Raw genomic sequence first — 12,210 nt, 5'->3', positions numbered from 1 at the left:
ATAATTGATTTCCCAACCAAAAAAGCAGCCTATAAGGGCTGCTTTTCATCCATTGAAAAAGGCTTTAAGCTGGGTAAAAACAATAAGTAAACCCAAACAACCAGATTAAAATAAGGCACTAAGCCCAACCCTGTAAATACTTTTACCGGGTACCCTTTGTAGGTCGCATTACGGTAACATTGATATGCTATCCCTAGATTAACGATCAGTAACAATACGATTAGTTGTGTCATCACTTTTCTCCTAAATACCGCTAATACAAAAACGTATAGATGTTAAGTCATTTTCAGTATGTATAATGTAAAAGGTAATGTCATGTTTTTTTTAGATTATCACTATAAATACGCGACATTATCTCTTGGCGTGAATTAATTATAGATGAGTATTCTCAGGATGGTAGATAAAAAGTTAATAAAATTGTTTAAAAATGTATCAATATTCGGGGCGAATTAGCTAGTCAGTTGTTAGCTAAAAAGTTTATTGTTAGAGATTCTTTCAAGCTCACTGCTAATTTTTTCAACAGGCATGGGGCGTGCAATAAAGTAACCTTGCCCGTAATCGACGCCTATCTCTTTTAGTGCTAAAAATATTTCTTTATTTTCAACGTATTCAGCAACAGAACGCTTGTCTAAAGAGCGGCTAATATCGTTTATCGCCTTCACGAGCGCAAGGTCGATAGGGTCGTTCAACATATCGCGAACAAACGAGCCATCAATTTTTACATGTTGTGCTGGCAGCTGTTTAAGGTAGTTAAATGTACTAAAGCCAGTGCCAAAGTCGTCAATCGAGAAATGGCAGCCTAAGCCATTTAGGCGCTCTATCATTGCGCGGGTGGCCACTAAATTATTGATACTGGCTGACTCGGTTATTTCAAAAATAATACGCGTGGGTTCAACGTTATACTCTTGTAAGCTTGATTCTATATGCGGTAATAATCGTTCATCTAAAAATGACTGTGCCGATAAATTAATAGCCACTTGGTTGAGCTCAGGAAAATCAGCAACACTTTTAATCGCATTACGAATAACACATTGGTCCATCAGGTATGTGTCGTTTAGTAATTCTAATGCGGGAATAAATTGATTCGGGTAAATGAGCTCATTATCAAGCTTTAAACGCAGTAAGGTTTCAAAGTAAGCCACATGGCCACGTTTAAAGTCCCAAATTGGTTGGTAATGTAATTCAATTGCATCGTGTTGCAGCGCTTGACGAATGCTGTGGCCCCACTCTAACCCTGCTTGTAGGCTATTGTGGTGAGTGTCTTCTTTTGAATAACAATGAACCAGATTACGGCCTAAGCTTTTTGCAACATACAGCGCAATATCAGCTTGCTTAAGGCATTCGTTGGGATCATTATTTTGTGCGGTAATTTGTGTTAGGCCAATGGAGCAGCTAATCGAATATTCTTGGCCTTCTGAATGAAATTGGTGTTTTTCAATGGCCATACAAATACTTTCTGCGACTAAATGGGCATCAAGCAAATTGGTGTTTTTCAGAATAACCGCAAATTCATCACCGCCAATACGGCAAATTAAGTGCTCGTCGCTAATATTGGCAGTAAAGAGTTGAGCGACTTCTTTAAGCACAATATCACCTTGTTGATGACCTTTACTGTCATTGATGATTTTAAAATGATCTAAATCGATATAAATAAGCGCATGTTCTATATCGCCATTGGTGTATTTGGCTTGGCAAATACGTTGCAATTGTTGATCAAAATAATAGCGGTTATGTAATTCAGTTAGCGTGTCATGCAATGCTAAATGACGAAGCTGTAACTCAGCTTGCTTGCGTTCGTGAATGTTATCGATAGTGGCTGTAATCGTTGCAGAGTTACGGCTGTTTTTTATTAACTGCATTCGGCATTCAACCCAAATGGCATTGCCGTTTTTATGACTCAGTTGTATCTCAACTTGCTGTTGTAGCTCCCCCCCGTGCAAAATACTTTGAATCGTATCTTGTAACTTGGGCTGACACTCAGGCAAACAAAAATCAGTTAACGACTTAGATAAACTTGATTTAATGCCGTATCCCGTGAGGTTTTCCCATGCAGGGTTAATAAAGCGAATATTTCCTTGCTGATCAAACTCCAATACCACGGTGTTTAAATGCAATAAAATACGTTGGTGAGCCGAAAACAGTTCTTTATAGCGGCTTTGGCTTTGGCTTAGTTGCTCAACTTTTTGTGCAAACTCTGCATAACTCACCATAAAATCTTCACGGCGTGCTGCATGGTCACATACTTTGCTCAGTAAAGACTGATCATAAGGGGCGCGTATAAAATCGGTGACACCAGAGAGCAACAGTTGCTCGGCATAATCAGCATCGTTGTTATCAATGATGGTAACAATGGCTTGTTTAGGATTATGCTGCAATATTTCGCTAATCAGCGCGCCTGCGGGATCTGATTGCGATTGCGTTGCATCAATCAATACAATTGCAAACTTTTGTTGTAGATACGTCGCCAGTGCTGCTTTTGTCGATGTCGTGTGTGTAACAGCAAAACTGAGTTTGAGTTGTTCGTTGATGTTATTTGCTTTGCTGTTATTCGTTTCAAGCAGGAGTAAATTAAGGCGGCTGCTTTTTTCTAGGTGTGTCGACAGGACATTAGCAAGGACTTGCGGCAGCATATCTTGGCGTTCAAAAGGCAAAACAGCATCAATACCATAACTGCGGGCTGTTGTTTCAGCGATACGCTCACAATAAATAGGGGGAGTTAGCAGTATAGGTGTATTTTTTGGGGTTTTTAATAACCCCGAGCGAATCATGCGCGAGAAGCGCCAGCCGTCAATTTTGCCGACTTCAAGGCCCGTAATAATAATATCCACCGGCTGGCTTTTAAGTATTTTTAACGCCTCTTGCGAGTCGTTGGCTTCAATAAACGTAAAAACATTAAGTTTGTTGAGTGTTAACTTAATTGTTTCACGCTCAGCAACGCTAGCGTTTAAAATTAGCAGTTGCAACTGCTTTGCCATGGCGCTACTACCTCTTAACTGAACCCATGCTTAGTGAATGGGTTAGAATAATGACATTTCTATTATTCTACAAGCAAACTTTACCTAAAAACGGTTATTAGCCTGTACCAGCTTACACGGTTAGGTTGTTTGTTCTTGAACCGAGGTGCTTTGCTTGAGGTGGCAAGCGTATCAGAGTAAACTTGGCGCGTTTTTATTAATGAGAGATATGCTCTATGCGCGTGGCTGATTTTAGCTTTGACCTTCCTGATGAATTAATTGCTCGTTTTCCAAAAGCAGATCGAACAAGCAGTCGTTTATTAACGCTCGACGGCCCAACAGGGCAGGTTGAACACAAAGTGTTTAGTGATATTTTATCTCTGGTAAATGAAAATGACTTATTAGTGTTTAACAACACGAAAGTGATACCAGCACGCATGTTTGGCCAAAAAGAGTCTGGCGGTAAGCTTGAAGTACTCGTTGAGCGCGTATTGGACGAGCACCGTGTACTGGCTCACGTACGTGCGAGTAAATCACCAAAACCGGGCTCTAAAATTATCCTTGAAAGCAAAGCCGAAGCAACCATGGTAGCGCGTCACGGTGAGCTATTTGAACTTGAGTTTGCTAAAGACGAAAATGTATTAGATATCTTAAACGATATTGGCCACATGCCATTACCGCCATACATAGATCGCCCAGATAATGAGGCTGATCGTGAGCGTTATCAAACGGTGTATGGTGAGAAACCCGGTGCTGTTGCAGCGCCAACAGCAGGGCTTCACTTTGACGATAAATTAATGGCGGCTTTAAAAGACAAAGGCATTAACATGGCGTTTGTTACTTTGCACGTGGGTGCGGGTACATTCCAACCTGTGCGTGTTGATTCAGTTGATGAACATGTTATGCACTCAGAATATATCGAAGTTCCCGATGAGGTTGTAAAAGCCGTAGCCGAAACCAAAGCAAAAGGCGGGCGTGTTGTTGCGGTGGGCACCACTTCAGTACGTTCTTTAGAGTCGGCTGCAAAAGTACATGGTGGCAAGCTTGATACTTACTTTGGTGATACTGACATCTTTATTTACCCGGGTTATCAGTTCAATGTGGTGGATGCCATGGTCACTAACTTCCACTTACCTGAATCAACGTTGATTATGTTGGTGAGCGCGTTCGCAGGCCAAGAAAACATTATGGGTGCTTATCACACAGCGATTGAGCAACAGTATCGCTTTTTCAGTTATGGTGATGCCATGTTCTTAACGCGTAAATAAGCGTTAGTCATCTTTTATATTACCCCGTAAAAAGCCCAGCATTTCACTGGGTTTTTTATTTTCAGCCATTATTACTAAGCTATGCGTTGATATGAAGCCTCTGTGCAACACTGAATTCTGCATCGTGGGGAGAGTTTAGCTAGCGGGCTTTTTATTTTTGAATTTAGCCCAATTAATAGTAATAAATGCGCAAACAGGTTAGAATCGAGCGGTTAAATTATAGCTTGTTGGACTGTTTTTCCGACACTAGAGGATAATATGAAATTTGAATTAGACCGCACTGACGGTAAAGCGCGCCGCGGCCGCTTGATTTTTGAGCGTGGTGTTGTAGAAACGCCTGCATTTATGCCAGTAGGTACTTACGGCACGGTAAAAGGGATGACTCCCGATGAAGTAAAAGATACGGGGGCACAAATCTGCCTTGGTAATACTTTTCACCTTATGCTGCGTCCTGGCACAGAAATCATTAAGCAACACGGTGATTTACACGACTTCATGAATTGGGATCGTCCTATCTTAACTGATTCAGGCGGTTTCCAAGTATTCAGCTTAGGTGCGATGCGTAAAATCACCGAAGAGGGCGTCATGTTTAGCTCGCCTGTGAATGGTGAAAAAATCATGCTTTCACCAGAAAAAGCCATGCAAGTTCAGCGCGACTTAGGCTCTGATATTGTGATGATTTTCGACGAATGTACGCCATATCCTGCCACTGAAAAAGAAGCCAAAGACTCAATGGAGCTCTCGCTGCGTTGGGCTAAACGTTCAAAAGAAGGCCATGGTGATAATCCAGCAGCACTGTTTGGTATTATCCAAGGGGGTATGTACCCTGAGCTTCGTGCACAATCACAAAAAGGCCTAGAAGACATTGGTTTTGATGGTTATGCACTGGGCGGTTTATCAGTGGGTGAACCTAAAAACGAAATGATCAATATTCTTGATCATTGTGCGTATAAAATGCCAGCCGACAAACCACGTTACTTAATGGGCGTTGGTAAACCAGAAGACTTGGTTGAAGCGGTGCGTCGTGGTATCGATATGTTCGACTGTGTAATGCCAACCCGTAATGCACGTAATGGTCACTTATTCGTGACAGGTGGCATTGTTAAAATCCGTAACGCAGTACATAAAACAGACACCGGTCCACTTGATCCAGAGTGTGATTGCCATACATGTAAAAACTATTCACGTGCGTACTTGCATCATCTTGATAAATGTAATGAAATCTTAGGCGCACGTCTAAACACGATTCATAACTTACGTTATTATCAACGTGTAATGGAAGGCTTACGTAATGCCATTAGTCATGGCAAACTAGACGAATTTGTTGCAGATTTTTATGCACGCCGCGGCCAAGAAGTGCCAGAGCTTGCAGATACATCAGATTAAATTTTTAGAAAAATTAAAGAGGAAGTGTAATGAGTTTATTCATCTCAAACGCGCACGCAAGTGCGGCAGGTGCAGCACCAGCAGGTGGTGGCATGGAAATGCTAATCATGTTGGGTATTTTTGGTCTGGTATTTTATTTCTTAATTTACCGTCCGCAAGCTAAGCGTGTAAAAGAGCATAAAGCCCTTATGAGCGCGATGGCAAAAGGTGACGAAGTGCTTACGCAAGGTGGTTTAGTTGGTAAAATTGCTAAAATCGCTGATGACAAAGACTTCATCGTTATCTCATTAAACGACCAAGCAGAAGTAACAGTACAAAAATCAGCTGTTTCTGCAGTATTGCCAAAAGGCACTATGAAGTCGCTATAACAATAAAAATAAGGACTCACACGTGTTAAACAAGTTTCCATTATGGAAGTATTTACTTGTTCTTGTTGTGTTAGTCGTTGGTATTTTATATGCCTCTCCTAACTTGTATGGTCGTGACCCGGCCATACAAGTATCGGGCACTAAAGGTACTGATGCTGACCTAAGCGTACTCGATAAAGTAAATGCGACCCTCAAAGAACATAACGTTACTGTTAAATCAAGCAAACTTGAAGACGGACAAATCCTTGTACGTTTTAAGAATGTTGAAGATCAACTTAAAGCGCAAGACCTACTGCGTGATTCCCTTAGTGAAGATTACATCTCTGCCATCAACATGGCTCCAGCACAACCTGAGTGGTTAAAAGCATTGGGTGGTAACCCGATGAAGCTGGGTCTGGATTTAAGTGGTGGTGTTCACTTTACTATGGAAATCGACATGGCGACGGCGGTTGATACACAGCTTGAGCAAATGGAACAAGATTTTAAAAGTGATTTACGTGAAGAAAAGCTGCGTTACCGCACGATTCGTCGTGTAGCTGGCAGCGAGCGTTTACGTGTTGAAATGCGTAACGAAGAAGATAAAGACGCAGCAGAGCGCTTTTTATCAACCCGTTACCCGCTCAATGTGTACATTGATGATAGCAGCAGTGATAACGCTTTTTACGCCAGTATGAGCGAACAAAAGCTTAAAGAAATTCGTGATTACGCTATCAAGCAAAACGAAACGATTATCCGTAACCGTATCAACCAAATCGGTGTTGCTGAGCCAAACGTTCAGCGTCAAGGTGCTGAGCGTATCATCGTACAGCTTCCTGGTGTACAAGACACCGCCCGTGCCAAAGAAATTTTAGGGGCTACGGCAACGCTTGAGTTCCGTGAAGTAGACGAAGATGCTGACCCAAGTGCAGCCTTACAAGGGCGTGTACCACCAGGCACCGAAGTGATCATGGCGCGTGACGGTTACCCTGTGGTACTAAAAAAACGCATTATTCTTGAAGGTAGCCACATCACTGGTGCGCAATCAGGAATGGATGAGTATCAACGTCCGCAAGTAAGCATTAGCCTTGATAGCAAAGGTGGCGCAAAAATGAATGCGTTCACTAAGCGCGCGATTGGTAAGCGTATGGCAACTGTATTCATTGAGTACAAGCCATCGGGTAAAACAGATGAAAACGGTAAAGCACTTCCTCCAATTAAGGTAGAAGAAGTGATTAACGTGGCGACAATTCAAGCACGTCTTGACCGTTCGTTCCGAATCACGGGTATTGATAACCCTGCTGAAGCCCATAATCTGAGCTTATTACTACGTGCAGGTGCACTTGTTGCTCCTATTCAAATTGTAGAAGAGCGCACGGTAGGCCCAAGCTTAGGTCAAGAAAATATCGAAGCAGGTATGACGGCAGTGGTACTAGGCTTTGCATTTGTGCTTGTATTTATGCTGGTTTATTACAAAGGGTTTGGCATGGTGGCAAATATTGCCCTTGGTGCGAACTTAGTATTAATCGTGGGTGTTATGTCATTAATTCCAGGTGCGGCATTAACCTTACCGGGTATTGCAGGTATCGTACTGACCGTGGGTATGGCCGTTGATGCAAACGTGCTTATATTTGAGCGTATCCGCGAAGAGCTTGCCGACGGCCGTAGTCCGCAACAAGCCGTTCATTTCGGTTACGACAGCGCATTTAGCACAATTTTTGATGCAAATATCACCACGTTAATCGCAGCAGTGATTCTGTTTGCAGTGGGCACGGGTCCAATTGCTGGTTTCGCCGTGACACTTGCGATTGGTATTATCACCTCTATGTTTACAGCCATTGTTGGTACCCGTGCGGTAATCAACTTGTTTATTGGCGGTAAGCGTATTGATAAGTTGTCGATTTAGGAGTCAGCATGCAAATCTTAAAACTCGGTGGTAAAACACTCCCGTTTATGAAGTTCCGCAAGTTTGCCATGACATTATCAACGTTGTTGATTTTGGCTTCTTTCGTATCGTTTTTTACAAAAGGCTTAAACTTCGGTTTAGACTTTACCGGTGGTACAGCGGTTGAAGTTGGCTTTGCACAACCTGCAGATCTGAAAAAAGTACGTGAAGCAATTACGGCAAGTGGCTTTGAAGATTTCTCTGTTCAGCTATTTGGCTCAAGTAAAGAAATTCTTGTGCGCCTTGCACCGCAAGGTGATGGCGTGAAAGCAGAAGTCATTGGTAACCAAATCATTGATGCCTTAAAACAAACTGATTCAAGTGTTGAAATGCGCCGTATTGAGTTTGTGGGCCCAAGTGTAGGTGAAGATTTAAAAGAGCAGGGTGGCTTGGCCATGTTAACTGCACTTATTTGTATCTTGATCTACGTGGCATTTCGCTTTGAATGGCGTTTTGCGGTTGGCGCGGTATCAGCACTATTACACGATGTTATTATCACATTAGGTTTATTCTCAATACTGGATCTTGAGTTTGACTTAACGATTTTAGCAGCGATTTTGGCGGTGATAGGTTACTCACTCAACGATACCATCGTTGTATCTGACCGTATTCGTGAAAACTTCCGTAAAGTGCGTATCGATGACACCATAGAAATCATTGATATTTCACTTACGCAAACATTGAATCGTACCCTTGTAACATCAATCACCACAATTTTAGTATTGATTGCGTTGTTTGTATGGGGTGGTCAAACTATTCACGGCTTTGCGACAGCATTACTATTTGGTGTGTTTATCGGTACTTACTCATCTGTGTATGTTGCATCAGCAGTGGCGATTGCAATGGGTGTAAGTAAAGAAGACTTAATTCCAGAAGTAATCGAAAAAGAAGGTGCGGATCTCGATCCTATGCCTTAATAAGCCATGCTTAAAAAAGAACCGCCCTGTTTGGGCGGTTTTTTTATGGAAGAAATTATGAAGTATCTAATAAGTAATGTATTTATTATTTTTTTACTGCTCGGTTGCAAAGAGCAACAGGTTGCCAAGCAAGCTGAGTCAGCACCAAAGCCACCCACAATAACGCCAGAACAACAATTAGGTGAGTACCAAAGTTTGGCGTGGCAGGTTGTGACAGCACTGCAAGGGCAGTCAGATACGCAGCAAGTTAAATCCATGCTGTTGTCGTTGGTTCATTCATCACAGGGATTATTTTTAGCGTTTAATCAGGTGTTTCCAGAGTGTAAGCAGACATTAGACGCTATTACTGAATATGTTGAAAGCACACCGCTTACAGCAATCTCTAGTGACAATGAGCCCCTTAATTTACAACCTGAGTTACCCGATTTTACAGGGCCTAACTGTTATCACATACAACAGCTGTTACTTAATCCGTTAGCCGTTTTGGCGATGACGACACAACAACAAATGAATCATGTTGATATTGAACAGGCTGAACTAAAAATGATCGATAGCTTAGCGCGCATTAAGCAATTGGAATTAGTGGGAATAAATGAACAAGAGGTGAATGAAGCGCAGCGCTTGCCATAAAATTGTCATACTAGATTGCTAATTTAGTCATCTATTTGTATGACAGAAACTAGGTGAAAGGTGAGTGCACAACTACAGCGAATATTAGAAAACAGTGACATTAAAACGCTGTTTCAGCCCATCTTTGATGTTTCTAATCAACATATTTTGGGTTACGAGGCTTTAAGTCGAGGGCCAAAAAGCTCTGAACTTGAGATGCCCAGCGCTTTATTTTCTGCTGCAATTGCCTGCAATAAAATTTCAGAACTTGAGCTTTTGTGTCGCAGTAAAGCCATTGAAAACTTTGTTAAGCTCAACCTGCAAGGTAAGTTGTTCTTAAATGTCAGCCCTAAAACACTGCTCGACCCATGTCATCCTAAAGGCGAAACATTACACCTAGTTGAACATTTTGGGCTGGCGGCTAATCGCGTTGTCATTGAAGTAACTGAACAAGAAAAAGTAGACGACGGATGTTTACTGTTAAAGACCATCGCGCATTATCGTCAATTAGGCTTTTCAATTGCCATTGATGATTTAGGGGCGGGTTATTCGGGGTTAAAGCAGTGGTCTGAGTTATGCCCTGAGTTTGTAAAGATTGACCGCTACTTTATTGATCACTGTGACCAAAGTGTGGTGAAAAAAGAGTTTCTAAAATCAATCATTGTATTGGCTAAAGCCACGAATACCCAAGTGATTGCCGAAGGTATCGAGCGCGTAGAAGAGTTACGTTTACTCGAAAGTTTAGGAGTGCAGCATGCACAGGGCTTTTTATTAGAAAGACCGAGTTTACAGCCCAGCTACCAAATTAATCTGCATTGCTTAAAACACCTTGAATCATCAGACAACAGCAGCAGCTTTGAACAATCAATGGCTATCGGTTGGCTTGCTGTTGAGCATGCCAGTATTGAGGCGAATACCCGTTGTAAAGATGCGCACAGTATTTTTGAGCAAGATAAAACACTCACCAGTCTTGCTGTCCTTGAGCAAAATAGTCCCGTAGGCTTATTACACAGGGATCAACTTACCGAGGTGTTTGCAGCTCCTTATGGTCACGCGCTTTATGATAAGCAGCCTGTTACCGCACTAATGGATAAGCAACCGCTAGTGGTTGATGAAAACGAATTGCTTGATACGGTTAGTCAACAAATCACCGAATTTGAATTCGATATTCGCCGCCATATCGTCATAACACGCAACGGCGACTACTTAGGATTGGCACCTTTGCGTAATATTCTCAAACACATCACCGAAGAAAAAATACGCCACGCTCAACACGCAAATCCATTGACCATGCTACCCGGTAATGTGGCAATAAATGAAGCTATCGAATTAAGGCTGCGCAACAGTTATGCGTTTTCGTTAGCGTATGTCGATTTAAATCACTTTAAGCAATTTAATGATTTATATGGATACGCCAGTGGCGACAGTGTGATCAAATTATTAGCTGAAGTGATCGTTGATGTTTGTAGCAAAAGCAAAGGCTTTGTTGGTCACATTGGTGGCGATGATTTTATGGTGGTATTCGATAAAGACGATGCAGAGCATAGGTGCCATGCGATCATTTCAGAATTTGAAGAAAAATCACGCGCCTTTTTTACCCCAGAACACATCTCGCAAGGTGGGTATTGGGCGAGTAACCGCGAAGGTAAAAAACAGTTTGTACCTTTGCTAACGCTGTCGATTGGTCTCGTTAAACCTGACCTTGAGCAATGCATTAATAGCCACCAAGTTGCAGCACTCGCAACCGATGCGAAAAAAGAGGCCAAACGCTTTAAAACGAGTCACTTATTTGTTTGTAAGCGTCGTTGTCCGGCCCCGGCAGTGGTGAGGCTAAGTGTCGCCAGCGATGACACCCTGCAAATCGGGTTATGAAGAAAATTTGAGTTCGGCCAATTTCACTTGTGTCTCACTCTAAGCCAGTGTAGGTTAAAAAAAACACGTTAAGAATAATAATAATGAAGCGACTATGTAGTGCAATCCTTGTTGTGCTAAGCCTAGGATGCAGCCTGCCTATTGATGCCAAAAATGTGGTGAACTTAGCCATAGAGCAACGTCCCTTGTATCAGCGCGATCATTATTTACACGCGCTGTTAGCTGCAGCGTTTCGTGCCGCAAAGTATCCCACCGTTATAAACGAAGTACTGGTGCACCCTCATCAACAGCGCACATTACTCATGCTCGACGAAAACCAAGCCGATGTCTATTGGAGTATGACCAGCCCAGAGCGAGAGCATCTAGCGATTGCTGTTCCAGTCCCTTTATTTAAAGGGTTTATCGGTAAACGCGCACTGCTTACAAAACGTGAATTTTTACCGCGGTTTAAAGAGGTAAAAACTAAACAAGACTTAATGGCGTTTACCGCTATACAAGGTCATGACTGGCCTGATACAAAAATATTGGCGCAAAATGGCTTAGCGGTTCGGCCACTGGCGAATTATCAAGCAATGTTTAACTTAGTTATAAGTGGCCGGGTTGATTACTTCCCGCGTTCATTTATCGAGGTGACTTCAGAGCTTAAGCAAATAAATAGTGAGCAACTGGCGATTGTGCCCAATGTCTATATTAGCTACCCGAGCGCTTTTTATTTTTTTGTTAGCAATAACAAGCCAGAGCTAGCCGAGGTATTATTAATAGGCTTAAACGCGATGAAAAGCTCAGGTGAGTTTGATCAGCTGTTCAACAGTTACTTTGCTGAAGACTTAGCCGGTCTGCCGTTTACAGAAAAGAGTGCCATAGAAATAAAGTTGGAGAATGACTATTTTCAGCCACAAAAAAAGGAGCCGTAGC

At 42.2% G+C, this 12,210-nt stretch carries 10 protein-coding genes; 8 read left to right on the top strand and 2 right to left on the bottom strand.

Annotation, left to right across the window (positions count from 1 at the left end):
* Positions 1-29: 29 nt before the first annotated feature.
* Complete coding sequence (locus GZH31_RS14870) at positions 30-233, bottom strand: hypothetical protein (RefSeq protein WP_036973306.1); 204 nt, start codon at positions 231-233, stop codon at positions 30-32.
* 231 nt (positions 234-464) lie between these two features.
* The gene (locus tag GZH31_RS14865; RefSeq protein ID WP_036973305.1) at positions 465-2,975 is read right to left on the bottom strand and encodes an EAL domain-containing protein; all 2,511 of its coding nucleotides are present in this window, start codon (positions 2,973-2,975) and stop codon (positions 465-467) included.
* Between the two features lie 215 nt (positions 2,976-3,190).
* Between GZH31_RS14865 and queA the strand changes: the two genes are divergently transcribed.
* The 8 genes from queA to GZH31_RS14825 all read left to right on the top strand — a co-directional run bounded on the left by queA (position 3,191) and on the right by GZH31_RS14825 (position 12,209).
* Positions 3,191-4,222 (top strand): tRNA preQ1(34) S-adenosylmethionine ribosyltransferase-isomerase QueA, encoded by a 1,032-nt coding sequence (gene queA, locus GZH31_RS14860; RefSeq protein WP_065979563.1) that lies wholly within the window; start codon positions 3,191-3,193, stop codon positions 4,220-4,222.
* A 258-nt stretch (positions 4,223-4,480) separates the two neighbouring features.
* Positions 4,481-5,608: a tRNA guanosine(34) transglycosylase Tgt gene (tgt, locus tag GZH31_RS14855; RefSeq protein ID WP_036973303.1), complete on the top strand. Its 1,128-nt coding sequence runs from the start codon at positions 4,481-4,483 to the stop codon at positions 5,606-5,608.
* 29 nt (positions 5,609-5,637) lie between these two features.
* Positions 5,638-5,976, top strand: a complete 339-nt coding sequence (gene yajC / locus GZH31_RS14850) for a preprotein translocase subunit YajC (protein ID WP_036973302.1) — start codon at positions 5,638-5,640, stop codon at positions 5,974-5,976.
* Positions 5,977-5,998: 22 nt separating this feature from the next.
* Positions 5,999-7,858, top strand: a complete 1,860-nt coding sequence (gene secD, locus GZH31_RS14845; RefSeq protein ID WP_036973301.1) for a protein translocase subunit SecD — start codon at positions 5,999-6,001, stop codon at positions 7,856-7,858.
* A gap of 8 nt (positions 7,859-7,866) precedes the next feature.
* Positions 7,867-8,814, top strand: a complete 948-nt coding sequence (secF, locus tag GZH31_RS14840) for a protein translocase subunit SecF (RefSeq protein WP_036973300.1) — start codon at positions 7,867-7,869, stop codon at positions 8,812-8,814.
* Between the two features lie 57 nt (positions 8,815-8,871).
* Positions 8,872-9,444 (top strand): hypothetical protein, encoded by a 573-nt coding sequence (locus tag GZH31_RS14835; RefSeq protein ID WP_141687265.1) that lies wholly within the window; start codon positions 8,872-8,874, stop codon positions 9,442-9,444.
* Between the two features lie 60 nt (positions 9,445-9,504).
* On the top strand, positions 9,505-11,295 hold the full coding sequence (locus GZH31_RS14830; protein WP_036973298.1) for a bifunctional diguanylate cyclase/phosphodiesterase: 1,791 nt from the start codon (positions 9,505-9,507) through the stop codon (positions 11,293-11,295).
* Positions 11,296-11,378: 83 nt separating this feature from the next.
* Entirely contained in the window at positions 11,379-12,209 is an 831-nt protein-coding gene (locus GZH31_RS14825) for an ABC transporter substrate-binding protein (protein ID WP_074989226.1), read from the top strand.
* Position 12,210 lies beyond the last annotated feature (1 nt).

Origin of the sequence: Pseudoalteromonas sp. JSTW (genome assembly GCF_013423925.1) — a bacterium.
GTDB lineage: Bacteria > Pseudomonadota > Gammaproteobacteria > Enterobacterales > Alteromonadaceae > Pseudoalteromonas > Pseudoalteromonas lipolytica.
This window is presented reverse-complemented; position numbering and strand designations above follow the sequence as displayed.